Source organism: Gramella sp. Hel_I_59, from assembly GCF_006714895.1.
GTDB lineage: Bacteria > Bacteroidota > Bacteroidia > Flavobacteriales > Flavobacteriaceae > Christiangramia.
This window is the reverse complement of the sequence record NZ_VFME01000001.1, coordinates 2,484,062-2,507,506: the sequence shown is the minus strand read 5'-3', so window position 1 is coordinate 2,507,506 and position 23,445 is coordinate 2,484,062. Positions and strand designations below refer to the sequence as shown.

Genomic DNA, 23,445 nt, shown 5'->3' with positions numbered 1-23,445 from the left:
TTTCTGTAATAAAGATCTGCTGGCGGCCAGGGATATTAATGTAGTAATCTTGAGAATGTTAACAATTCTATAGAACCTTCTGCTGCTTTTTAGTTTTACATTTGAGTTGTTATGGAAAAAGAAGATTACAGTATTAATATTATTGGAGCTGGTTTAAGCGGACTCGTTGCAGCCAGGGTGCTTGAAGATCATGGCTATCAACCTACAATCTATGAAGCTGAAAGTCATGTAGGAGGAAGGTTGCGAACATTTGAGGTGGATGGATACCAGCTGGACAGAGGTTTCCAGGTAATGTTGGGTCAGTATCCAAAAGTTCAGCAATATCTTGATCTCGAAGCATTGCAACTTCAAAAGTTGAAGCCTGGCGCAGTTATCTTCAATAAGCGTGAAAGTACCAGGATTGGAGATCCTACCAGGGATATTTCGGCATTATTTCCGACGATTTTCTCTAGTATCGGTTCCATTTCAGATAAATTCAAAGTGCTTAAACTTAACCTTGAACTTAAGAAACTAAGCCTTCAGGAAATTTTCAGTAAAGAAGAAACCACTACGCTGGAATACCTTCAGAATAGAGGATTTTCAGAAAAGATGATCAGTAATTTTTTCAGACCTTTTTTCTCCGGAATCTTTCTCGAACCAGATTTGAATACTTCCAGCAGAATGTTTGAGTTCGTCTATAAAATGTTTGGGGAAGGAGACGCGGTGATCCCGAAAGATGGAATTAATGCGATCCCAATGCAACTTTATAAAAGGCTGAAGACTACCAAGGTGAATTTTAATTCCAGGATCAAACAAGTAACTGATGATGTGCTGACCCTGGAAAATGGCGAGCAAGTGAAATCTCATTTTACCATTATTGCAACAGAAGCAAGTTCGATAGTAGCGAATCTTCGGGGGCAAAACCAGGACTGGAAATCATGTCGATGTCTATATTTTACCGTGGAAGAGGATGTAATCGGGGATGCGATCATAGGTTTGCAATCTGATAAAGAGAAACTGGTCAATAATATCTTTTACCACTCATCAATTTCAAATAATAACACTTCAGAAGGAAAGCTATTATCAGCAACCATTGTACGCGATGTAGAATACAGCGAAGAAGAATTGGTTGAGAAAGTTTCAGAAGAACTAAAGTTTGAATTTGGCATTAAAACGATCAAATTTTTAAAACACTTCTATATTCCAAAGGCGCTTCCAGACTTGAAAGATATTCAGTATGAACTGCAATCTACGGAGGCCCGCTTGAGTACACAGGTTTTCCTTGCCGGAGATCAACTGCTGAATGGTTCCCAGAATGCAGCTATGCTTAGTGGTGAGCGCGCAGCCTTAGGAGTGATGGAAGTACTGGAAGGATAACAACTTAAGATTGAATTCTTTTCTGAATGATTGAATTAATATCAGGCAAAACCTTGATTGTGCTTTCGTTTTTCAGATTAAATCAAAATTTTAAACTGAAATTGAGAATATGCTAATTCAGTAAAATTAGAAGGAATTAGTCATTTTTAAATCTGCAGAAAACAACTAGTTTTATAAATAATTTCAACCGAATTGAATCCTGCTATGAAGGAGAACCGACATTATGTAATTGATTTTGACAGCACTTTCACGCAAGTGGAAGCATTGGATGTTCTGGGCGAGATCAGTCTAAAATCTCATCCTGAAAAGGATCAGAAACTGCATCGATTAACCGAGCTTACAGATCTAGCAATGGCAGGAAAGATAGGTTTTAGAGAATCTCTGGAAAAAAGACTCGAGATCCTGGAAGCAGATATGAATATGATTCCTCCAGTGATCGAAGATCTAAAAAGCAAGGTATCTGTTTCTTTTGTGAGAAATGAAGCCTTCTTCCAGGAGAACAAGGACCATATCTATATAATTTCCAATGGTTTTAAGGAGATCATTGTTCCAATAGTAAAGGAACTTGGAGTTAGGGAAGAAAATGTATATGCGAATACTTTTACTTCTGAAAACGGTCATATAACGGGGTTTGACAGAGATAATGTATTATCTTCAAGCAACGGTAAGGTCGCCCTGCTAAAGCAGATGGATCTACAGGGTGACGTTTATGTAATTGGCGATGGCTACAACGATTACGAGATCAAGGCGGCAGGACTGGCCAATAAATTTTACGCTTTTACTGAAAATGTTCAACGTGGGGAGGTGCTTGAAAAAGCTGATCATGTAACTCCCAGTCTGGACGAATTTCTATACTTACACAAAATGAACAAAGCAATATCATACCCTAAGAACAGAATTAAAGTACTACTTCTTGAAAATGTGCATGCAGATGCCGTTGCCATTATGAAGGAAGAAGGTTACAATGTAGAGACAGTTTCTGGTGCTCTGGATGAGCAGGAACTTGCAGAAAAGATCAAAGATGTCTCCATTCTTGGGATCAGGTCTAAGACCAATCTTACTGAAAAAGTGCTTGAAAATGCAAACCGACTCATCGCAGTTGGCGCTTTTTGTATTGGTACTAACCAGATCGATCTGGAAGCCTGCCTTAAAAAAGGAGTTGCAGTTTTTAATGCGCCGTATAGCAATACCAGGTCTGTAGTGGAACTGGCGATAGGAGAGATCATTTTTTTAATGAGAAATCTGCCCGATAGAATTGCAGAAATGCACCGAGGGGAATGGAACAAATCTGCCAAAGGTAGCTATGAAACCCGTGGAAAGAAACTGGGAATCGTTGGTTACGGGAACATTGGATCGCAATTATCTGTAGTAGCAGAAGCGATAGGTTTCGATGTTTATTATTATGATCTAGTGGAGAGACTTGCTTTGGGGAATGCCACTAAATGCAATAGTTTGAAAGAGCTATTCGAAAAAGTTGATATTGTGACCCTGCATGTTGACGGTCGCAAGGAAAATACCAATATGATCGGCGATAAACAGTTTGGATGGATGAAGGAAGGAAGTGTTTTCCTGAATCTCGCCAGGGGGCAGGTGGTTGATGTAGATGCGCTGCGAAAACATATTGAAAGCAATAGAATCATTGGAGCAGGAGTAGACGTTTTTCCAAAAGAGCCTAAAACGAACCAGGAAGAATTTGAATCACCGTTAAGAGGTTTACCTAATCTTATTCTTACTCCGCATATTGGAGGTTCTACGGAAGAAGCTCAGGAAAATATAGGAAATTTTGTACCAGGAAAGATCATTAATTACATTAACACGGGAAGTACTACAAACTCGGTGAATTTCCCGAATTTACAACTCCCAATTCTTGAAAATGCTCACAGGCTTATTCATATTCACCATAACAAACCTGGGATCATAGCTCATATAAACAGAATACTTGCGGCCAACGATATCAATATTGTTGGACAGTATCTAAAAACCAATGAAACCATAGGTTATGTGATTACAGATATAGATAAGGCTTACGATGAGGTGGTGATCAAGGAATTGAAAGGTATACAGGGGACAATTAGATTCCGTGTGCTATATTAATTGACATTTAATATGAAGTTTATAAAAGAGATCATGATATAATTGATCTCTTTTTTTTGTTCTTCATCGACGTTAATTAACTCAATTTTAAGAAGTTAAGTGGCTTTGAAACTTATCTTTATAGATCCCCCCCAAAAGATTTAACTTCTAAAACAGACAAAATGGATACTACATTATTTTGTTCAGTATTGGGTGCAGCAATTACCATTATCGGAGCTATTTATTACCAGTTGAGAAAAGACAATTCCAGGCAGGAAAAGCTTATTAAATCTTACAAACGGGAATTGAGTTCACTCCGTAAAGTTCGAAAGCGAATGACATCTGCTACTATATTCAGATCAGGTCCAATGATGGATCTTGATTAATAAAGAAAATTTCCATTTCCTAACTATAAAGCTGTCGTTAGCTTAGAATACATTGTGAAACATTATTTTAGAGCGGTGAACAACTAGTTTCTTTCATCTTGCTCTCCTTTACCCTCCTTTTCAACTTAAATCTTTTTTCTCAGTCTTCAGTTCCAGAAAACTGTGCTCCAGATCATTGAGTCAATTGTAATTGTTGTTTGAATGTAGTTTAGTGATATCAATAAATCATTATTCATCATTCAAAAAACGTACATTATGAAGACTTTATTTATTTCATTATTGCTAATCGCAATAACAGCATTTGGAAACGCACAGGAAATTGAATTAGACGAAGCTGAGGTTCGTCTGGAAACTAACAAATCTAATTTTGTCAAATCTGGCGATGGTTTTACTTACTCCGTAACCGAAAAACAATCCGGAGAATTTGAGAAAGATCCAATCGCCTTTATGCGCTCCAATCTCGATATCACTGCGATGCTGGACGAACTGGCAGAAGAGGACTTTGTTTCCTATCAGGTAACCTTTAGAAGCAGCAAGGGTTACCTGGCAGCTGAATTCGACAAAAAAGGGGCGTTGCAAAAAACCAGTCAGAAATTCAAAAATATCGCTTTACCAGCAGCATTAAGATCAGAACTTTATAGTTCTAATAAAGGCTGGACCATGATTTCGAATAAATACGTAGCTTCTGGAAAAGGAGAGTTCCTGGACAGGGAAATTTATAAGATCAGGTTGGAAAATGCAAATCAAAAACGAACGGTTAAATTGGATCCGAGTACAATTACTAGAGTGTCGGTCGCAAGTAATTAAAAACAGGTTAGTAGTTAGTTAGTCAGAGGGCTGTCGGATAAAGTTCGATAGCCCTTTATTCAGCAATCACAGATTCGTTAGCTTATAGATCAATAATTACCACAAGCTCAGGCAATTTGACTTATTGGAAATAATCATAACTTGTAGTGGCCAAATAACATTTTTTATGAAAGCTTTAATCATCGATGATGAGGAACTAGCCCGAAAACGTGTTCTTAATCTACTGGAAGATGTATCGCAAATAGACATTCTTGGTGAGTGTTCCAATGGCAAAACTGCTATAGAAAAAATTAACCGAGACAAACCTGACCTTATTTTTCTGGATATTAACATGAAAGATATGAATGGTTTTGATGTGCTCAAGAAGATCGAAATTCAACCCAAACCAATCGTGATTTTTGTCACGGCCTATGACACGTATGCCCTTAAAGCCTTTGATGCGGAGGCATTTGATTTTCTTCTGAAGCCTTTCAAGGACGAAAGATTTTTTAAAACAATTGCAAAGGTTCTGAACACGACTACTTCTGAAGCTGAAGAGAATTTTGAAAAACGACTCGTAGAACTATTTCATGAATATTCTAAAAGTAACCTGCATCTGAATTCGGTGGCAAAAATCCCTATTAAGCAAGGCAATAAAACTTCACTGGTAGATCCCCGGGAAATACATTATATACAGGCATCTGGTTATTATGCTGAAATTTATGTGGAAGGTAAGAAGCATGTTCTGAGAGAATCATTAAACAACCTTGAAGAAATCCTGGATCATAATTTTATCAGGATCCACAGGTCTACTATCGTAAATCTCAATTTTGTACATGAGATTATACATTCAGATTATTCTGAGATCGATGCAAAAATGACATGTGGTGAATTACTGCATGTAAGCAAATCTCATAAGAAGGAATTTCTTGAAAAAATTGGAATCTAATGAGTCTTCATGAACTAAAACAAAAGTATATAGACTTCAAGCTGGTCCGTTTACTCGCAGGATTCTACCTGATGTTTGACTTCATACATATAGCCAAAACGGCGTATATGCAAGAGTTCATGCCCAAGGAAATGCAACACTTCAGCTGGCCTGACTTTCTTATTTATAATATGCTTTTTGATTACATCATCGTAGTCAGCTATATGACGCTCATTGCGATTAGTACAAAGAGGTTTCTAAATAAGAACTATTCATGGGTAAAGATCATTTCCATACACACCATGTTCTCGATATTAATAGGCCTTATTATCAGGCTTGTATTTGATTTCTATTCCATACTTGCAGGAAGAATAAGCCTTGCAGAATTTGATCTTCGGAAGAGTGTAAACGCGTTTGTCTATGTGCTTGACCTGAATTTTCTGATCTATTTTGCGATGATTTTTATCATCTATACTTACTATTATCTCCGCCAGGTAAAAGAGGCAGAAAAACGACATTCGAAACTGGAAAGTCAGTTAATGAACACCAGGATGCGTATGCTTTCCTCGCAATTACAACCACATTTTCTGTTCAATACGCTTAATAGTATTGCCGTGTTAACAGATCTGGATAGTAACAAAGCGAAGGATACAATTGCAGATCTAAGCGATTTTCTACGAGAGATCCTTTACCATAGTGATAGAAACCGCATTAGCCTTGATGAGGAACTCAGGATCCTGGAATATTATCTCAATATTCTGAATGTTCGGTTTTCAGATCATCTCAGTATAGAAAAGGATATTGACGACTCACTACTGCTGAAGAAGATTCCGGCAATGTTACTACAGCCAATGATAGAAAACTCTATCAAGCATGGATATTCTTATGATCATACAAATCTTCATATCCTGATTAAGATACGTGAAGAAGGAGGTTATCTGATCATTAGAGTTGAAAATGATGGAGAACCTTTAAAACTTACTCACAAAGAACTGCTTGAAAAGGGCGTTGGTTTAAGAAATATTGATGATCGTTTGAGAAATTTGTATAAGGACAAGTACATCTTTGAAATCAGGAACAGGGCAGATGGGAATGGAGTAGAAACCTTAGTGAAAATTCCTGCATAACTGGTTTCTATTAGAATTCTAGAAAGAATTTCTTAAAAAGATTAATTTTGCTCCATGGAAAAAAGCATGGAGCCTAAATACTATCCACCAGAAGAGGAACGACTGAATATAATTTCCCACGGCATCGGCTTTTTGCTGAGTATAGTCGCACTTTACCTGCTTATCCAGCGCGCATTAGAATTTGATTCTTCCGCTTATCTTGTAAGTTTTTCAGTATTTGGTGCCAGTATGATCCTGTTGTATGCGGCGAGTACTTTGTATCATAGCGCTAAAGATCATCAAAAGAGAGCCAGATTGAATATTCTGGATCACGCATCAATTTATGTTTTGATCGCTGGCACCTATACACCTTTTGCAGTCATTAGTTTACCCGGCCTGGTTGGTAATATCATACTCTGGACCGTCTGGCTGATCGCACTGGCGGGAATAATTCTGAAATTTTTCTTTACGGGTAAATATCAGCTGCTCTCAACTATCATGTATGTTGCGATGGGCTGGATTATCGTTTTCGCCGGAAATTCCATGATAGAAAATCTGAGTACTGAAGGTTTATGGTGGCTGGGAGCTGGAGGAGTTTCCTATACCATAGGAGCTATACTTTTCATGCTAAAGAAAATACCTTTTAACCATGCTATCTTCCATGTCTTCGTACTCATGGGAACATTCTCCCATTTTATATCAATTTACCTATACGTGGTTTAATTCTGAACTTCTGAAACTTCAGTTTCTCTAGTTTCAAAATCAAGTTCGATCTGATGCCTGGTAAGATCTTCAAAAACTTCACGTTCTCTAATTAAATGAGCCTGGTTGTTGTACCATAATACTTCCGCAGGCCTCAATCTAGAATTAAAATTGCTGGCCATACTAAAACAATAAGCTCCGGCATTGCTGAAGCTAAGAATGTCGCCTTCCCTTATTTCAGAAATACGCCGGTTATTTCCAAAAGTATCGGTTTCGCAAATATAGCCTACGACACTGTAGAACCTGTTCTTGGCTTCCGGATTACTAATATTGGTAATTTCGTGATGTGATCCATAAAACATGGGCCGGATTAGATGATTAAATCCAGAATCGATTCCTGCAAAAACAGTTGACGTGGTTTGTTTGATCACATTTACTTTCGCCAGGAATTTCCCGGCGTCACTTACCAGGTATTTTCCAGGTTCAAAAGCGAGTGCAAGATCACGACCGTATTCCTTACAAAAAGCCTTAAACTTTTGGGTGAGTTGTTCACCCAGATCTTCAATATCGGTTTCTATATCGCCAGGACGGTAAGGAACTTTGAAACCACTTCCAAAATCTATGAATTCAAGTTCTTTAAAGTTTCTTGCTGCTTCAAAAAGAATTTCTGAAGCATGTAGGAAAACTCCAATATCAAGAATATCACTTCCAGTATGCATATGAATACCGTTAATGTGCATTCCTGTGTTTTCTACAATTCTCAACAAATGTGGCATCTGGTGAATACTGATCCCGAATTTGGAATCAATATGTCCAACAGAAATTTTTGAATTTCCACCCGCCATTACATGAGGATTAATACGAATGCAAACAGGAATCTCAGGATGCCTGCTACCAAACTGTTCCAGGATGGAAAGATTATCTATGTTGATCTGGGCTCCGAGTTGAACCACTTCCTCGATTTCTTCCAGGGAAACACCATTAGGAGTGTATATGATCTTTTGAGGAGAAACACCTGCTTGTATTCCCAGTTTTACTTCCTGAATAGATACGGTATCCAAGCCACAACCCAGAGAATTAAGTAACTTAAGGATCGAAATATTGGAAAGTGCTTTTACTGCGTAGTGTATTCTTAGTTCATCAACCTTAAATGCATTGGTTAATCTTTGATATTGAGAAGTAATTTTTTCAGCATCATACACGTAAACCGGGCTGCCAAAATCATCTGCTACAGAAAGTAGATCCTTATGTGTCATTTCTAATCCTAATTTGGCGTAAAACTACAGTGTTTTGTAATAGTTACCCTAGATCAAATTTAAATATAACCAATTTATACCTTTTGTTAAATATGTATATTCCTATGCAGTAGTCTGAAGCGCTGCCTGTCTTTTGCGCATATAAATGACGCTAATTCCTATAATAATTCCAATTCCAGCCATAGCAGCTCCCACATATTGAGCAGATACAATGCCGTACCCATAAGCGATAGGTAGACCGGCAAGATAGGCTCCACTGGCATTTCCCATGTTAAATGCACTTTGATTAAGCGAAGAACCCAACATCTCAGAGCCTTTTGCTGTATTGATGACGGCCATTTGTATAGGTGTGGCGATACAAAATGCGATCACAGGAATAATGAACGTAGTAATGAGCACTCCAATTTGATCATAGGCAACAAAAGTATTCACTATAAGCGCGGTGACCATCAGGATCAGCGCTATAATAACTGCTTTGATCGGACTGAACATCTCAGCCAGTTTCGCACCCAGAAAGTTTCCGGCGACCATTCCTAGACCTGCAAGGATCATCGCATAACTTACAACACCTTCAGAATGACCGGCAACATCTGTAATTAGCGGAGCTATATAGCTGTACCAGGCGAAAAAACCACCAGTTCCAATAGTAGTTAAAAGGATAACCATCCAGAGTTCTGGTTTCCGAAGTAATCTTAATTCTTCTTTCATTCCGCCGGCGTTGGCAATTTTCACTTCCGGCATCCAGAATTTTATACTTAGCATTGCACAAATCCCAACTACACCAACCGCAAGAAATGCAATTCCCCAGCTGAAGTTCTGTCCTAACCAGGTCCCAAGTGGAACCCCGATCACATTGGCCACCGTAAGTCCGGTGAACATCATTGCAATTGCCTGAGCTTCTTTCCCGGGACGGGCGAGTTTTCCTGCCACTACAGCGCCAATTCCGAAGAATGCACCATGAGGAAGACCGGACAGGAACCTGGCGAGCATTAGAAGCTCGTAGGAATCTGCAAATGCTGAAAGCGTATTGAATATGGTAAACCATACCATCAAACCTAAAAGTGTCTTTTGAGGCGGCCATTTATTTCCGAAGATGGTAAGCAGGGGAGCGCCAACGACTACCCCAAGAGCATACGCCGAGATAAAATGTCCTGCGACCGGGATGGAAACTTCCAGAGCATTAGCGATCTCAGGCAAAATTCCCATGATCACAAATTCTGTCATTCCTATTCCAAAACCTCCAATTGCCAGCGCCAGTAATGCCTTCTTCATGAGAAATAATTAAAAGATCAAATTTAGGTGAGAATCGAAAGTCTCACCAGATTTACTTCAGTTTTCTGCGATAACCTTTTCGTTTTTCCGTAGATATTCTGAAAGCCCTGCAGCATAAGATTTTCCGACTATTAGCCTATCGTTAAGAAGCTCAAAAAAGATTGGTACAATAGTATGTATTTGTTACTTTTGCTTTCCATAATAAATACAGAAGAAATAGCTGATTATGAATATACACGAATATCAAGGAAAAGAAATTTTGAGCAGCTTTGGAGTCCGCATTCAACGTGGAACCGTAGCAACAAACGCTAAAGAAGCAGTAGATGCTGCGAAAGCACTTACCGAGCAAACCGGGACTGGATGGCATGTGATCAAAGCACAGGTTCATGCTGGTGGACGTGGTAAAGGTGGTGGTGTAAAACTTGCCAAAAACCTGAAGGAAGTTGAAGAAATCGCCGGAGAGATCATCGGGATGAATCTTGTAACTCCTCAAACTTCTGCGGAAGGGAAAAAGGTACACCAGGTTTTAGTTGCTGAAGATGTTTACTATCCTGGAGACAGTGAACCGGAAGAATATTATATGTCTGTTCTTTTAAACAGGGCTACCGGACGTAACATGATCATGTATTCTACTGAAGGTGGAATGGATATCGAAACTGTTGCTGAAGAAACTCCAGACCTTATATTTACTGAAGAGATTGATCCTTCTACAGGATTGCTTGGATTCCAGGCGCGTAGAATCGCTTTCAATCTTGGACTTAGCGGAAAGGCATTTAAAGAAATGACCAAATTCGTAATGTCTTTATATGAAGCTTTTGAAAAATCTGACTCTTCACTTTTCGAGATCAACCCTGTGTTGAAAACGAGTGATGATAAGATCATGGCAGTAGATGCTAAGGTAACATTAGATGATAATGCACTTTTCCGTCATAAGGATTATGCTGAAATGCGTGATGTTCGTGAAGAGAATGCTACTGAAGTTGAAGCAAGAGAAGTTGGACTTAACTACGTAGATCTTGACGGTAACGTTGGGTGTATGGTTAACGGTGCAGGACTTGCAATGGCAACTATGGACCTTATTAAACAAGCAGGTGGAGAGCCGGCTAACTTCCTTGATGTTGGTGGAACAGCTGATGCTAAGAGAGTAGAAGAAGCTTTCAGACTGATCTTGAAAGATGACAAAGTAGAAGCAATCCTGGTGAATATCTTTGGAGGAATCGTAAGATGTGACCGTGTTGCTCAGGGTATCGTAGACGCTTCCAAGAATATGGGAGACGCTATGAATGTGCCAATCATTGTTAGATTGCAAGGAACAAACGCAGATATCGCTAAGGAACTTATCGATAATAGCGGACTTAAAGTTTACAGTGCGGTACAATTCCAGGAAGCTGCAGATAAAGTTCAGGAAGTACTTTCCTAGTAACTCATTCATATTATAGAAAAACCCGGCCAAGTGGCCGGGTTTTTTGTTTTTATATGTTATGCGTTATGAATTGTTTTACTTAAACTAATATCATAGTTCCCAATTTTATTTCTGAGTATCTAGTTCTATTCCCTGATGTATAATAAAACTTATTTTCATTAAAGTAGGATGGAACCTGGGTATTAGAGATTTAGAAAGTCAATTTATTGCAATGAAAAGTTCAGATCTTAAAACCGCTAAATCATAAAGTTTTCTAAAAATTACTGGTTGAGAACAATTGAGTTAAAAAAGACTCGTTCTAAATAAACAGGAAACCTTATATTTAATAATATGAGAATCAATAACTTAAAAGTCGCTTCCCAGATTAATGTTCTTGCTTGATTAAATAATTGTTGAATTTGTTTTAGCCAACTAAAAATTTTACAAAAATTTCAAGCGTATTAATCTGAAGAGCGACTTCTTGTTTTCAGATTTCTTCTACTTCGATCTTTCCGGGTACCAGTTCATTAGTTCCACTTCAATATCAGAATTTCCTTCGTTTACTAATTTCTTAAATTCTTTAACATCAGAAAGTCCATTTTTACCACGGTAATGGTATGGAATTACTTTTTTTGGTTTGAAGGCTAACACACCTTTTGCCGCACGATCTACTGGCATGGTATAAGGTAGATTCATAGATACTAATGCAACATCGATATTCTTAAGGTTTCTCATTTCCGGAATATCTTCCGTATCACCTGAAATATATAGTCTCTTCCCATTATTCTCAATAATATATCCATTACCACGACCTTTCACATGCATAGCATCTTTAGACTGAGGTAAATTGTACATTGGTATTGCCTTGATATTGAAACCCATAATTTCTTTGGAGTCTCCATTATCCATTATTACATATTCAGCTTTCAGATCTGCAGGTAATTTATCCTTTACGGCCTGTGGTACAATGACGGTTACACTGTCCAAACCAATGGCTTTCAGCGTTTCAGCATTCATATGGTCTCCATGAATGTCTGTGATCAAAATAAAATCAGGTCTATCCTTATCAACAAAAGCTTCTGCTCCACCTACGGGATCTGTGTAAAAGGTCTTATCGCCCCATTTGAAAACTGCTGTGGCATGAGAAATAGGTTCGATCTCTAGGTCCATGGTTTCCTGAAGAGGCATCTCACTCATCTCTGCATTTTTCTCTGCAAGAGTGTCGTTCATCATGTTATCCTTTTCATTACCTTGATCTTTACAACCAACAAGCAATAAACCTGCGGCAATTAGAGTAGCTACATTTTTCATAGTCAATTTTTGGCCTAAGATAAGGCTGGACATGACTTTAGCTATTTGGTTTAATAAAGAATTATGAAAGGATTAATGACATTTTAATATCACCACGGGCATAGGGATTATTTTCTTCAATAGGAATTTCTTCGAATCCATATTTACGATACAAATGGATGGCGTTTTCCAGTTTGCGACTAGAGTAAATGATCAATTTATCCCAGCCACTATTTTTTGCAAACTGTATGGTATGGTCAATTAGAAAGTGTCCGATCTTCTGACCTCGAAATGCTGGTTTAACCGCCATTTTCGTGAGCTCGTAAATATCATCTTCCATCTTCATTAAAGCTACACAGGCTACGATAGTTTCGTCTTTTCTTACAAAGAAGATCTTTCCGCCTGGCTCAATGATATATTTTTCTTGTTTTCCTAAAACCTCTTCATCATGTGGTTCCACATAAAAGAATTCATTCAGCCAGTGAAGATTCATTTTTTCAAATTCTTCCGCGTACTTTTTATCCCAGTTGAGTATCTCCATAATCATTAGTTATGGGTCAAAAATATAAAGAAGCTTTGAGTAGCCACGCTTTTCAGTTCTCAATTTATTTATATTTATACATCGTAAACACATCTATATGAACTTCCGAAGATATTTTAAGTTATTCCTGCTATGCTTACTAATTATGTTCAATAGTTGTAAGTCCAGTGAGGATACCGTTGTTGCCAATGATGACCAGGAAATTAATATACTGCCACCAGCCGAGCTCTACGGAAATTTATTCTACGATGTACAAACCCGGGCCATATTCGAGGACAGTAAGACTTTTGTTGATGCGACTCCTAAATATAGTGTAGGCCTTATACGGCAACGATATGATATGCTGGAAGATACTACCGTTTCGGGAATGAAAACCTTTCTGGATCAACATTTTAGTATTCCTGAAGCCGATCTGGACTTCAAAAGCGATAGTCTGCAGATAGGTAATCACATAAAGAGTTTATGGGAAGTGCTGAAAAGGCCTGCAAATGATAGTATTTCGGGAACTCTTATTCCGTTGCCAAATGATTATATAGTGCCGGGTGGTAGATTTCGTGAAGTTTATTACTGGGATAGCTATTTTACCATGTTAGGATTGCAGGTAGATGGTGAAAATGAGGTCATCAGGAACATGGTGGTAAATTTCGCATTCCTTATTGATGAACTAGGCTTTATTCCGAATGGGAATCGTACTTATTACCTCGGAAGATCTCAACCACCGTTCTTTTCTCTTATGGTCGATATTCTGGCTGATATTGAAGGCGAGCAGGTTTATGCCGAGTTTTTAAATGCATTGGTGAGAGAACATCAGTTCTGGATGAAGGGAAATAATGAACTCAAACCAGGGAACGCTAGTAATAGAGTCGTTAAGCTGAAGGTGGAACTGTCCTGAACCGCTATTATGATAAATTCGCAACTCCAAGACCAGAAAGTTATCGTGAAGATGTAAAAACTGCGGAAATTGCAATGAAAGCCAATGCAATGCTCAAGAAAGAGGATGTTTATCGTAATCTTAGAGCAGGGGCGGAGTCTGGTTGGGATTATTCAAGCAGATGGCTGGTCAAAAATAAGCGAAATGAATTTGAACTTTCGAGTATTCAAACCACTTCCATTCTTCCGGTTGATCTAAATTCGTTGCTTTACCAACTCGAAAAGACCATCTCTAAGGCAGCAAAAATTTCAGGCAAAAAAGAATTGTCGGCTAGTTATGCGAAGCTGGCAGAAAAACGACAAAAGGCAATCGCAAATTTTTTCTGGGATCCTGAAATGGAGTTCTTTCAGGATTACAATTTTCGAAAGCAGGAATTTACGGGAAACCTATCTCTGGCTGCAATGTACCCTTTATTTTTCCAGATCGCAGATGAAATGCAGGCTAACAAAGTAGCTGCAAAGATCCAAGAAGACTTCCTGAAACCGGGTGGAGTTGTAACCACGCCATATAATACCGGACAGCAATGGGATGCACCAAATGGATGGGCTCCATTGCAGTGGATCTCTATTCAGGGTCTAAGAAATTATAAGCATCTGGAACTTTCCGAAGAAATAAAGAGCAGATGGCTTGATGTAAATAGCGCAGTTTACGATCGAACCTACAAGATGACCGAGAAGTATAATGTTATGGATCTTTCCAAAGAAAGTGGAGGAGGGGAATATCCAACCCAGGATGGGTTTGGCTGGACTAACGGAGTTTATAAAAAATTATCTTCAGAAGAATAGTTTATGGAAAACATAAGTTTGTATATCGAGTATGCGGCAAAGTTTATAGAAGTAACCGGAGTTGTGGTAATACTTCTGGGAACGATCGTAGCATTATTCAAATATTTACTAGCCAAGCAAAATAAAGGAGTCAGATCTTACAAATTATTAAGACAGGAATTGGGAAAAGCTATTCTGCTCGGACTTGAAATCCTGGTTGCTGCGGATATTATAGCAACCGTAGTAACAAAACCAACGCTGTATGAGGTTATCTCATTAGGGATCATCGTCCTGATAAGAACATTTTTGAGTCTTTCCATTGAACTGGAGATTGAAGGTAGATTTCCATGGCAAAGGAAGGAAAAAGAGAACAGGCTGGATCAGGAAGCTTAAACCTGTACATGAAAAAAGCCACTGAATATCAGTGGCTTTTCTTATAAATATCTGACTATCCTGCTTTATAAAGTATACTCAGCAAGTAATTTCTGAACTTCATAGATATCAACTTTCTTATTGAATCTCTTTGAAATACTGGGTGATTGTTCCCCGGAAATCCAGATCTTAAGTTCTGCATCCAGATCAAAACTTCCAGCAGTTTCCACGCTAAAACGTGTTATGCTTTTGTATAGAACTGAGAAATATTCAATCTTACTTCCGGTTAATCCCTGCACATCTACAATGATCAGTCGTTTGTTAGTGAAAATGAAAGTATCTCGAATGATCTTAAAACCAGCAATAACTTCTTCAGAATCAATTAGCAACTTGCCATATTTCTCCTGAATAACTGAATTTTCTATAGCACCGGCATTACCAAGCAATGAGGACAGTAGACCCATAATTAATTTTTTAATGATTTCATATCGATTACAAATCTATACTTAACATCAGATTTTACAACTCTGTCGAAAGCAGTATTTATAAAGTCCATATCGATCATTTCAATATCTGAAACAATGTTATGCTCTCCACAGAAATCTAGCATTTCCTGCGTTTCCTTGATTCCGCCAATTAATGAACCTGCAAGTCTTTTTCTACCCATGATAAGTCCGCCACCATGAATATCTACTTCATCGATCGCGCCCACTAAAGTCATTGTCGCATCTCTTTTCAGTAAGGCAACATAAGGATTTGTATCATGTCCAACAGGAACAGTATTCAGAATAAAATCGAATGAATTCGCATGTTTCTTCATTTCTGCTTCGTCCTTCGAGATCAAAACTTCATCTGCACCCAGGGATTTAGCATCTTCGGCTTTAGCAGGAGAGGTAGTGATCATCACAACGTGAGCTCCCAATGCGTGAGCAAACTTAACACCCATATGTCCCAGACCTCCCAGTCCAACAACTCCAACTTTATCACCTTTTTTTACATTCCATTGTCTAAGTGGAGACCATGTCGTAATTCCTGCACATAATAATGGTGCAACGGCTTTTGTATCCAGGTTTTCAGGAACCTTCAGTACAAATTTTTCTCGTACCACCACCATTTCAGAATATCCTCCGAAAGTATGACCACCTAAATGCTTATCCTTACCATTATAAGTAGCGGTCATTCCATTTTCGCAATATTGCTCAAGACCATCTTCACAAGATTTACACTCCTGGCAGGAGTCCACCATACATCCAACTCCAACAAGATCACCTTGCTTAAAGTTTTTTACGTCTGAGCCAACTTCTACTACGCGACCAATAATTTCATGGCCTGGGACCACTGGATATTTACTATTGCCCCAATCATTTCTAACCTGGTGTATATCGCTATGACAAACTCCACAATAATCGATTTCGATCTTCACGTCATTTGCAAGAATGTCCCTGCGTTCGATCTCCATCATATTAAGATCTGCATCATTCGACTTTGCGCCGTAAGCTTTTACATTTTTCATTTTATTCTCTTTTGCTGAAAGTTACTTAATTTATAACTGCTAAAGATGATGTGGTGTACAGGTTTAACTATTCTTAACGCGCTGAATTGACGTAGGTCAAGTTTCCTGTAGTCCATTGCTTTCAAAGAATTCTTAGTACCTTAGGTGCTCAATTTTGAATTCTAAATTATGAGCGATTCTAAAGGAATCAATACGATATGTACACATACTGGAGAACTGGAAGACACTCAGTTTAAGGGAGCGGTTTCTCCTCTTTATATGGCAACTTCCTATGCATTTGAAGATGTGGAGACCAAGCGTTATCCCAGATATTTTAATACTCCAAACCAGGTAGCCCTTGCTAAAAAGATGGCTGCATTGGAGCACGGAGAAGCTGCTTTGATCTTTGGTAGTGGGATGGCAGCAGTAAGCACTTCGTTAATGGCATTTTTGAGATCTGGTGATCACGTTGTATTTCCAGATGCCCTTTATGGGGGAACAAGTAACCTAGCGGTAGAGGAGTTCGCTAAATTCGGGATAGAATATACGTTCGCTAAAGATTCATCAATAGCTTCATTGGAGTCTGAAATTAAGGAAAATACGAAGGTAATTTATATCGAGACACCATCGAATCCTCTGTTGAAGATCACAGATATCAAAGGAGTTGCAGGTCTGGCCAAAAAGCACGGACTTGTGAGTATGATCGATAATACATTTGCTTCACCGGTGAACCAGAACCCTTTGGATATGGGAATAGATATCGTTTTACACTCTGCAACAAAATATATGGGAGGCCATAGTGATATCCTGGCTGGAACTGCAATAAGTTCAGAAGCACATATCGACAGGATCTTTCAAATGGCGAAGAATTTCGGCGGAAACTTAAGTGATTATACGGTCTGGTTACTGGAAAGAAGTATTAAGACCATGGGTTTGCGTGTAAAAGCCCAGAATTCAAATGCTATGCAACTGGCTGAATTTTTAACAGCTCATTCCAGTGTCGCGAACGTTTATTATCCTGGTTTAAAAGATCATCCAGATCACGAACTGGCAGCAAAGCAAATGTCTGGTTTCGGCGGAATGATGTCTTTCGAGTTAAATGCTGAGATCGATGTGCAGCATTTTATGAAATCCCTGAAACTAATTAAACCCTCCATGAGCCTTGCCGGTGTGGAAAGTACCATTCTTTTACCTTCGAAAACCAGTCATGGTCTGCTGACAGAGGAAGAAAGAGCACAGCAAGGGATCAAGGATAATCTATTGAGATTCTCTGTGGGTATCGAAGAGTTTGAAGACATTAAACAAGACCTTGAGCAGGCAATAGCAAATACCAAATAAAATTTTATGAAATTAGATATACTTGCGATTGGCGCACACCCAGATGATGTGGAATTAAGTTGTGCTGGAACCATTGCAAAAGAGATTAGTCGAGGAAAAAAGGTTGGAATTCTTGATCTCACCAGGGGAGAACTTGGTACAAGGGGAACTGCAGAGATTCGTGATCAGGAAGCAGCCGCTGCAGCCGAGGTTTTAGGAGTTGAGGTTCGCGAAAATCTTGAATTTAGCGATGCTTTTTTTACAAACAACGCCTCTCATCAAATGGAGATCATTAAAATGATTAGAAAATACCAGCCAGAGATTGTGCTATGTAATGCGGTTGATGACAGGCATATTGATCATGGAAAGGCTGCGAAATTAATTAGTGATGCTTGCTTTCTGAGTGGTTTGCGTAAGATTGAAACTATTATGAATGGTGAGAACCAAAACGCATGGCGACCAAAGCACGTTTTCCATTATATCCAATGGAAGAATCTAAAACCAGATTTTGTAGTGGATATTACAGGCTTTCTGGATAAAAAAATTGATTCGGTAAAAGCTTACAGGTCTCAATTCTACATTGAAGATAGTAAAGAGCCTGAAACTCCAATTTCCAGCAGTAACTTCCTGGATAGCATTACTTATCGGGCCCAGGATATGGGAAGGCTTATTAATACTGAACATGCCGAAGGTTATAATGTAGATCGTTATGTAGCAGTGGATTCTATATTTGACCTAATTTAATTGAAAATTTTTCTTTGCTGAATTGTACAAATAACTTACATTTGCAACCGCTAATCAAATGGTGGTTGTAGCTCAGCTGGTTAGAGCGCCGGATTGTGGTTCCGGAGGTCGCCGGTTCGAAACCGGTCTTCCACCCTCACAAAGCTTCTCATAAATGAGAAGCTTTTTTTGTTTACGCAACCTTTCTCAATTATTTGCATCTACCTATTGAATCAAATCAATGAAATAATGAGAAAATTAATAATTCTTTTCGTCGCGTCCATTTTTTTAAGTAGCTGCAGCAGTAGTGATGATAGCCTGTTAATCGTAGATCTTACGGTAGATAGTCTTTCAGGAACCTGGAAAATGACTGACGCATATGTAAGTCCGGGTGGTGAGACAACCTGGCAAACCGTTGAAAACGGTAGAGAATATACATTTTCTCCAAATGGTAATTTTAATGCTACCCAGGATGAATGTCCAACAGGAACCTATAATCTCGATCTTGATGAAAACACACTTTCATTCACTTGTACGAATGACACGGAAAGTATGCGCTCCTTTAGGGTAGTAAGCATTACTGAAAGCGAAATGGAGATAAGTTACATAGGTTGTATAGAAGCTTGCATTTACAGATATCGTAAGCAATAAACTTCAGTTCATGTTCATCATACGGTTTTGATATATTACTTTTGAAAAAATCGTATTTCAGTATGAATTCCAGGCAAGATCAACTTCAGGCTTTTGATAGATTATTAACCATCATGGATGAGCTCCGGGAAAAATGTCCCTGGGATTGTAAACAAACCATGGAATCATTGCGTCATCTTACAATTGAAGAAACCTACGAGCTTGGCGATGCCATTCTGGACAAAGACATGGAGGAGATTCGGAAAGAGCTAGGAGACGTCTTATTACATCTTGTGTTTTATTCGAAGATTGGAAGTGAGACTAACGATTTTGACATTGCAGATGTTGCGAATGGAATCTGTGATAAACTTATAGACCGCCACCCCCATATTTACGGGGATGTAGTCGTTGCAGATGAAGAAGAAGTTAAGCGGAACTGGGAAAACCTGAAATTAAAAGAAGGCAAGAAAAGTGTTCTCGAAGGAGTGCCTAGATCATTGCCGGCAATGGTCAAAGCCAACAGGATACAGGATAAAGTTGCAGGAGTAGGATTTGACTGGGAAGAACCCAAACAGGTATTCGAAAAACTTCAGGAAGAACTCAAGGAGCTGGAAGACGAAGTTACAGATAATAACAGTGATCTAATCGAAGCAGAATTTGGTGATGTACTATTTTCTATGATCAACTATGCACGTTTTCTAAAAGTGAATCCTGAAAACGCTTTAGAACGTACCAATAAAAAATTTATAAAACGATTTCAGTATCTGGAAGGTAAAGCGGCAGAGCAGGGTAAAGCGCTAAAAGATATGAGTCTAGCCGAAATGGATGTATTCTGGAACGAGGCTAAGAAAGTATAAATAGACTATAGATTTTCCTGGTCATCTTATCTAGTAAAAGTAGTTTTCAGAAATGAAAAACAAAATTTATTAGAATTTATTCTTATCAAACTTTCAATTTTTCTCAACCTTTTCAGATTACCTCAAAATTTCCTTAAACTTTTGGATATATGCTTGGATACCTAAGACTTTGAGTATAGGATCTGCAACTCTAGCCGCAAGAATAACTACTTCCGAAGAAAGTGTAAAGATTTAGATAGCCATTCGTTTTGATTTTTGAAGTGATATTTGCGCAAACTTTTACTTCTTTAAGAGCATATAAAGACTCCTCTGTGAGTTTTGGCCTTAGATAAGCACTTAAATGTACAAGGACCGACCACATTGAAATTTCCGAAGAGATTACCTAATTGAGGGAAGACTAGCATTTAGTGATAGTCAGTGCTATAATCAGTGTAACTCCGATTCTTATTAGCGCCTCAAGATCTTTTCCATCTTTCGGCCTTTGGCTAATTCATCGATTAACTTTTCCATTTTTCTGCAATCGCGATACAAAGCAAATTCTTCAGGAATATCTTCAATACGATAACCGCATACGACTCCATTGATCATGTGTGCGTTTTTGTGGATACTGGCTCCTTCAAAAAAATCATCAAAAGTACCAGTACCGCCAATAAAGGATTCCAATGTATCCTGATCATAACCCGTTAGCCACGAAATAACAAAGTCAAGTTCATCTTTAGTTCTACCGTGCTTCTTTATTCTATTCAGGTAATGCGGATAAACAGCGCCAAAATTCATTTTCGCAATTTGCTCATTCTTTTCTGCTGTTACTACTGCCATCTTTTATAATTGCTAGTTACTATATAGGGTATGAGACGCGAACGGGATAGCTAGTTTGCTGATTCTTTAAAAAACTATAGCCTGTAAAACTTCGATCAGGCTAAGTTTTTATACTTACTCGATCACTAAAATTTTACAGGCTATAATATTGAACTTTAACTAGTACAAGGTCTTAATCTTCGCAAGTTTTTCCTGCCATACTTCCAGGTCGGCTTTGTGCTGAGCGATATTCTTGTGTACATCCTGTACCAGTGGATTATCATCATCTACATTACTGAAGAACTGTAAATTGTTCTCGAGTTGTCTTATCTCAGCTTTGGTTTCTTCGATCTTCTTGGTAAGGAAATAGTGTTCGTTCCTGATCTTCTTATCATCATCGGCATCATCAAGAGCCTGGATCTTGTTCTCGTACTTCATCATCTCTGCCTTGGTGTTATCAACATCAAGCTTTTTAAAGAGTTGATCTAGCGCTTTATTAAACTTTCCTTCTATAAATCTTTTATTATAAGGTACACGACCCACTTCCTTCCAGGAATTGATCTTATCCTTGATAGCGGCAAGGTTTTCCTTTTTAGTGCCAGCTAGTTCCAGGGATTTTACTTCGTCCAATAGGGCCTTTTTCTTTTCGAAAGCTTCTACTTCATCCTTATTCTCTTCATTTTTCTGGGCGTGCATGCGATCAAAATAATGATTACAGGCCTTTTTAAACTGTTTCCAGACCTTATCACTATCCTTTCGGGGTACATGTCCAACTTTCTTCCAATCGTTCTGGATCTTCTTCATGAGAGGTGTGACCGTTTTAAAGTCATCACTATTCATATTGTCTTCTGCAATCTTGATTAGTTCTTTCTTTTGCTCCAGATTATCATATTGCTCCTTCTTTAAATTCTTGTAGTAAGCATTTTTCTTACGATTGAATTTACGAACATGCTCCTTGAACTCATTCCAGGTTTCCTGGTTCTTGTTTCTTGGAACTTTCCCAGCCTTGAAGAATTCTTCTCGCAGAGCTTCGATCTGTTTGATACTTTGCTGCCATTTATTATGGCTATCAAAATCCTGTTCTGCAATTTCCTTGATCTTGATAATGATATCTCTTTTTGTCTCCCAGTTCTTCTCGTACTGTTCGTCCAGCTGAGAAAAATATGCCTGACGCTTATCGTGAATATCTTTTGTAGCTGCGCTAAATCGCTTCCAGATGTCTTCCCGATACTCCTTCGCCACAGGTCCAAGCTCTTCCTTCCACATTTTGTGCAGCATCTGCAACTCCCGGAAAGAACGATTCGTGTCTTTTTCCTGCGCTAATTCTTCAGCACGGTCTATAACCTTAAGCTTTTGCTCTAGATTATGTTTAAAATCCAGGTCTCTGAATTCCCGGTTTAAATGCAGAAAATCATAGAAATTCTCCACATGATGATGGTATGTGTTCCATACATTATTATAACGATCTCTTGGAATAGGTCCGGCGGTACGCCATTTATCCTGAATTTCCTTGAAATGATTGTAAGTAGTATTGATATTTTCCTCAACACCCAGAAGTCCCTTCAATTCCTCAATAAGCTCTAAGCGTATATTCAGGTTTTGGTTGAGGTCTTTTTTAAGGCGTTTATAATAATCATTCCGCTTCTCACGATAATCAAAGTATGTCGAACTAAATTGTTTGTTAAGTGGAGTAGAGTAGTGGAAGTCAATTATATTCCCGCCTTCAGCAAGAAACTCTTCCTTTTTCTCTTCCATTTCCTCATCGAACTTAGCATTGAATTCAGTTCTGATCTCCTGTACATGTTCTTTGATCGCCTGAACCTTCTCGGTTTTCAGCAGTCTTTCCAGTTCCTCAACAAGTGCTTCCTTGCTCATGGAGTGGTAATCTTTTTTCTCTATAGTGTGTCGTTCACCAGCGCTTTCATCTTCACTTTCTTCAGCAACAGAGTTCTCCATGTCTTCCTCATGACTCCCGCTGCCTTTCTGATTCTCTCCAACAACTGCTTCACCAATATCACTATCAAGATCGTCATCCTGTTCTTCAGTATTTGCCGCCGTTTTTCTGTTTTCAGATTCTGAAACGATCGCATCTTCATGATCTGTAGATTCTGAAACTTTTCGAATAGATTTGTTTTCAGGTTCTACAGATTCATTGTTCTTCTTCACAGGATAAGTATCTCCGTCTCCTTCCATGGCCGTATAAGGATCTTTATCTGGATCAGTTTTTTCTATTTTCTTTTGATCTGAAGTTGCCTTTCCTGAAGCAGATTCATGAACGATCGCATCTTCATGATCGGTCCCATCATCACCTTTTCGTTCAGTTTCCTGCTGAAGTTTTGCAGAATTATCGTTCGGGTCATTCAAAGAATGATCTGTGGAACCGGAGGTCTGTTTGGAGTCCTTTTCCTGGTTCTCAGACATTTCATTTTTCTTGTTATCATTTTCTGTAGTGGACATATCTTT

General features: G+C 38.6%; 23 protein-coding genes and 1 tRNA gene. 16 read left to right on the top strand and 8 right to left on the bottom strand.

Going from position 1 to position 23,445, the window contains the following annotated elements; all coding sequences use genetic code 11:
- Window positions 1-111: 111 nt before the first annotated feature.
- The 7 genes from JM79_RS11575 to JM79_RS11545 all read left to right on the top strand — a co-directional run bounded on the left by JM79_RS11575 (window position 112) and on the right by JM79_RS11545 (window position 7,358).
- Window positions 112-1,356 carry an NAD(P)/FAD-dependent oxidoreductase gene (locus tag JM79_RS11575; RefSeq protein WP_141878298.1) on the top strand — a complete coding sequence of 415 codons (1,245 nt, stop codon included), beginning with the start codon at window positions 112-114 and terminating at the stop codon, window positions 1,354-1,356.
- Between the two features lie 204 nt (window positions 1,357-1,560).
- Window positions 1,561-3,450 (top strand): phosphoglycerate dehydrogenase, encoded by a 1,890-nt coding sequence (gene serA / locus JM79_RS11570; RefSeq protein ID WP_141878297.1) that lies wholly within the window; start codon window positions 1,561-1,563, stop codon window positions 3,448-3,450.
- 161 nt (window positions 3,451-3,611) lie between these two features.
- Window positions 3,612-3,815: a hypothetical protein gene (locus tag JM79_RS11565; protein WP_141878296.1), complete on the top strand. Its 204-nt coding sequence runs from the start codon at window positions 3,612-3,614 to the stop codon at window positions 3,813-3,815.
- 255 nt (window positions 3,816-4,070) lie between these two features.
- A complete protein-coding gene (locus JM79_RS11560; RefSeq protein ID WP_141878295.1) occupies window positions 4,071-4,622 on the top strand; it encodes a hypothetical protein in 552 nt (183 codons plus the stop codon).
- 166 nt (window positions 4,623-4,788) lie between these two features.
- Complete coding sequence (locus tag JM79_RS11555) at window positions 4,789-5,550, top strand: LytTR family DNA-binding domain-containing protein (RefSeq protein ID WP_141878294.1); 762 nt, start codon at window positions 4,789-4,791, stop codon at window positions 5,548-5,550.
- Window positions 5,550-6,656 carry a histidine kinase gene (locus JM79_RS11550; RefSeq protein WP_141878293.1) on the top strand — a complete coding sequence of 369 codons (1,107 nt, stop codon included), beginning with the start codon at window positions 5,550-5,552 and terminating at the stop codon, window positions 6,654-6,656. Before JM79_RS11555 ends, JM79_RS11550 begins: the two co-directional genes overlap by 1 nt.
- Window positions 6,657-6,710: 54 nt before the next feature.
- Window positions 6,711-7,358 carry a hemolysin III family protein gene (locus JM79_RS11545; protein WP_141878292.1) on the top strand — a complete coding sequence of 216 codons (648 nt, stop codon included), beginning with the start codon at window positions 6,711-6,713 and terminating at the stop codon, window positions 7,356-7,358.
- Here the strand turns inward: JM79_RS11545 and lysA are convergent.
- Window positions 7,355-8,593 carry a diaminopimelate decarboxylase gene (lysA, locus tag JM79_RS11540; RefSeq protein ID WP_141878291.1) on the bottom strand — a complete coding sequence of 413 codons (1,239 nt, stop codon included), beginning with the start codon at window positions 8,591-8,593 and terminating at the stop codon, window positions 7,355-7,357. The genes JM79_RS11545 and lysA overlap by 4 nt on opposite strands.
- 102 nt (window positions 8,594-8,695) lie before the next feature.
- Complete coding sequence (locus JM79_RS11535; RefSeq protein WP_141878290.1) at window positions 8,696-9,865, bottom strand: MFS transporter; 1,170 nt, start codon at window positions 9,863-9,865, stop codon at window positions 8,696-8,698.
- A 226-nt stretch (window positions 9,866-10,091) separates the two neighbouring features.
- On the opposite strand from JM79_RS11535, the gene sucC reads away from it, so the two are divergent.
- Entirely contained in the window at window positions 10,092-11,285 is a 1,194-nt protein-coding gene (gene sucC / locus JM79_RS11530; RefSeq protein ID WP_141878289.1) for an ADP-forming succinate--CoA ligase subunit beta, read from the top strand.
- Between the two features lie 480 nt (window positions 11,286-11,765).
- On the opposite strand, the gene JM79_RS11525 is transcribed toward sucC, so the two are convergent.
- Both JM79_RS11525 and JM79_RS11520 read right to left on the bottom strand, forming a co-directional pair.
- Window positions 11,766-12,578 (bottom strand): MBL fold metallo-hydrolase, encoded by an 813-nt coding sequence (locus JM79_RS11525; protein ID WP_141878288.1) that lies wholly within the window; start codon window positions 12,576-12,578, stop codon window positions 11,766-11,768.
- A 61-nt stretch (window positions 12,579-12,639) separates the two neighbouring features.
- Window positions 12,640-13,098, bottom strand: a complete 459-nt coding sequence (locus tag JM79_RS11520; protein WP_141878287.1) for a GNAT family N-acetyltransferase — start codon at window positions 13,096-13,098, stop codon at window positions 12,640-12,642.
- 97 nt (window positions 13,099-13,195) lie between these two features.
- Here JM79_RS11520 and JM79_RS16250 point away from each other — a divergent pair, with 97 nt between their 5' ends.
- The 3 genes from JM79_RS16250 to JM79_RS11510 are packed head-to-tail and all read left to right on the top strand — an operon-like array spanning window position 13,196 to window position 15,186.
- Window positions 13,196-13,990, top strand: a complete 795-nt coding sequence (locus JM79_RS16250; protein ID WP_260443424.1) for a trehalase family glycosidase — start codon at window positions 13,196-13,198, stop codon at window positions 13,988-13,990.
- Window positions 13,987-14,814 (top strand): alpha,alpha-trehalase, encoded by an 828-nt coding sequence (locus JM79_RS16245; RefSeq protein WP_260443486.1) that lies wholly within the window; start codon window positions 13,987-13,989, stop codon window positions 14,812-14,814. The genes JM79_RS16250 and JM79_RS16245 overlap by 4 nt, the downstream gene beginning before the upstream one ends.
- Window positions 14,815-14,817: 3 nt before the next feature.
- The gene (locus JM79_RS11510) at window positions 14,818-15,186 is read left to right on the top strand and encodes a DUF1622 domain-containing protein (protein ID WP_141878286.1); all 369 of its coding nucleotides are present in this window, start codon (window positions 14,818-14,820) and stop codon (window positions 15,184-15,186) included.
- A gap of 65 nt (window positions 15,187-15,251) precedes the next feature.
- On the opposite strand, the gene JM79_RS11505 is transcribed toward JM79_RS11510, so the two are convergent.
- On the bottom strand, window positions 15,252-15,629 hold the full coding sequence (locus JM79_RS11505; protein ID WP_141878285.1) for a PH domain-containing protein: 378 nt from the start codon (window positions 15,627-15,629) through the stop codon (window positions 15,252-15,254).
- 2 nt (window positions 15,630-15,631) lie between these two features.
- A complete protein-coding gene (locus tag JM79_RS11500; protein ID WP_141878284.1) occupies window positions 15,632-16,678 on the bottom strand; it encodes an NAD(P)-dependent alcohol dehydrogenase in 1,047 nt (348 codons plus the stop codon).
- 168 nt (window positions 16,679-16,846) lie between these two features.
- Between JM79_RS11500 and JM79_RS11495 the strand changes: the two genes are divergently transcribed.
- From JM79_RS11495 to mazG, 5 genes are all read left to right on the top strand, one after another.
- Window positions 16,847-17,995: a PLP-dependent aspartate aminotransferase family protein gene (locus tag JM79_RS11495; protein WP_141878283.1), complete on the top strand. Its 1,149-nt coding sequence runs from the start codon at window positions 16,847-16,849 to the stop codon at window positions 17,993-17,995.
- A gap of 6 nt (window positions 17,996-18,001) precedes the next feature.
- A complete protein-coding gene (gene bshB1 / locus JM79_RS11490) occupies window positions 18,002-18,718 on the top strand; it encodes a bacillithiol biosynthesis deacetylase BshB1 (RefSeq protein WP_141878282.1) in 717 nt (238 codons plus the stop codon).
- Between the two features lie 60 nt (window positions 18,719-18,778).
- Window positions 18,779-18,854 (top strand) — tRNA-His (locus tag JM79_RS11485).
- Between the two features lie 92 nt (window positions 18,855-18,946).
- The gene (locus tag JM79_RS11480; protein ID WP_141878281.1) at window positions 18,947-19,348 is read left to right on the top strand and encodes a lipocalin family protein; all 402 of its coding nucleotides are present in this window, start codon (window positions 18,947-18,949) and stop codon (window positions 19,346-19,348) included.
- Window positions 19,349-19,410: 62 nt separating this feature from the next.
- Window positions 19,411-20,184 (top strand): nucleoside triphosphate pyrophosphohydrolase, encoded by a 774-nt coding sequence (mazG, locus tag JM79_RS11475; RefSeq protein WP_141878280.1) that lies wholly within the window; start codon window positions 19,411-19,413, stop codon window positions 20,182-20,184.
- Window positions 20,185-20,631: 447 nt separating this feature from the next.
- Here the strand turns inward: mazG and JM79_RS11470 are convergent, their stop codons facing one another.
- Window positions 20,632-21,003 (bottom strand): DUF2200 family protein, encoded by a 372-nt coding sequence (locus JM79_RS11470; RefSeq protein ID WP_141878279.1) that lies wholly within the window; start codon window positions 21,001-21,003, stop codon window positions 20,632-20,634.
- 159 nt (window positions 21,004-21,162) lie between these two features.
- Window positions 21,163-23,439, bottom strand: coding sequence for a DUF349 domain-containing protein (locus JM79_RS11465; RefSeq protein WP_141878278.1), 2,277 nt, complete (start codon window positions 23,437-23,439; stop codon window positions 21,163-21,165).
- Window positions 23,440-23,445 lie beyond the last annotated feature (6 nt).

Excerpts from the sequence above, each read along its gene's own strand:
- JM79_RS11510 (WP_141878286.1), top strand. The coding sequence starts at position 14,818 with ATGGAAAACATAAGTTTGTATATCGAGTATGCGGCAAAGTTTATAGAA.
- JM79_RS11560 (WP_141878295.1), top strand. The coding sequence starts at position 4,071 with ATGAAGACTTTATTTATTTCATTATTGCTAATCGCAATAACAGCATTT.
- JM79_RS11550 (WP_141878293.1), top strand. The coding sequence starts at position 5,550 with ATGAGTCTTCATGAACTAAAACAAAAGTATATAGACTTCAAGCTGGTC.
- mazG (WP_141878280.1), top strand. The coding sequence starts at position 19,411 with ATGAATTCCAGGCAAGATCAACTTCAGGCTTTTGATAGATTATTAACC.
- JM79_RS11525 (WP_141878288.1), bottom strand. The coding sequence starts at position 12,578 with ATGAAAAATGTAGCTACTCTAATTGCCGCAGGTTTATTGCTTGTTGGT.
- JM79_RS16250 (WP_260443424.1), top strand. The coding sequence starts at position 13,196 with ATGAACTTCCGAAGATATTTTAAGTTATTCCTGCTATGCTTACTAATT.
- JM79_RS11505 (WP_141878285.1), bottom strand. The coding sequence starts at position 15,629 with ATGGGTCTACTGTCCTCATTGCTTGGTAATGCCGGTGCTATAGAAAAT.
- bshB1 (WP_141878282.1), top strand. The coding sequence starts at position 18,002 with ATGAAATTAGATATACTTGCGATTGGCGCACACCCAGATGATGTGGAA.
- serA (WP_141878297.1), top strand. The coding sequence starts at position 1,561 with ATGAAGGAGAACCGACATTATGTAATTGATTTTGACAGCACTTTCACG.
- JM79_RS11545 (WP_141878292.1), top strand. The coding sequence starts at position 6,711 with ATGGAAAAAAGCATGGAGCCTAAATACTATCCACCAGAAGAGGAACGA.
- JM79_RS11520 (WP_141878287.1), bottom strand. The coding sequence starts at position 13,098 with ATGGAGATACTCAACTGGGATAAAAAGTACGCGGAAGAATTTGAAAAA.
- JM79_RS11565 (WP_141878296.1), top strand. The coding sequence starts at position 3,612 with ATGGATACTACATTATTTTGTTCAGTATTGGGTGCAGCAATTACCATT.
- JM79_RS11480 (WP_141878281.1), top strand. The coding sequence starts at position 18,947 with ATGAGAAAATTAATAATTCTTTTCGTCGCGTCCATTTTTTTAAGTAGC.
- JM79_RS11535 (WP_141878290.1), bottom strand. The coding sequence starts at position 9,865 with ATGAAGAAGGCATTACTGGCGCTGGCAATTGGAGGTTTTGGAATAGGA.
- JM79_RS11465 (WP_141878278.1), bottom strand. The coding sequence starts at position 23,439 with ATGTCCACTACAGAAAATGATAACAAGAAAAATGAAATGTCTGAGAAC.
- JM79_RS11575 (WP_141878298.1), top strand. The coding sequence starts at position 112 with ATGGAAAAAGAAGATTACAGTATTAATATTATTGGAGCTGGTTTAAGC.
- sucC (WP_141878289.1), top strand. The coding sequence starts at position 10,092 with ATGAATATACACGAATATCAAGGAAAAGAAATTTTGAGCAGCTTTGGA.
- lysA (WP_141878291.1), bottom strand. The coding sequence starts at position 8,593 with ATGACACATAAGGATCTACTTTCTGTAGCAGATGATTTTGGCAGCCCG.
- JM79_RS11495 (WP_141878283.1), top strand. The coding sequence starts at position 16,847 with ATGAGCGATTCTAAAGGAATCAATACGATATGTACACATACTGGAGAA.
- JM79_RS11470 (WP_141878279.1), bottom strand. The coding sequence starts at position 21,003 with ATGGCAGTAGTAACAGCAGAAAAGAATGAGCAAATTGCGAAAATGAAT.
- JM79_RS11555 (WP_141878294.1), top strand. The coding sequence starts at position 4,789 with ATGAAAGCTTTAATCATCGATGATGAGGAACTAGCCCGAAAACGTGTT.
- JM79_RS11500 (WP_141878284.1), bottom strand. The coding sequence starts at position 16,678 with ATGAAAAATGTAAAAGCTTACGGCGCAAAGTCGAATGATGCAGATCTT.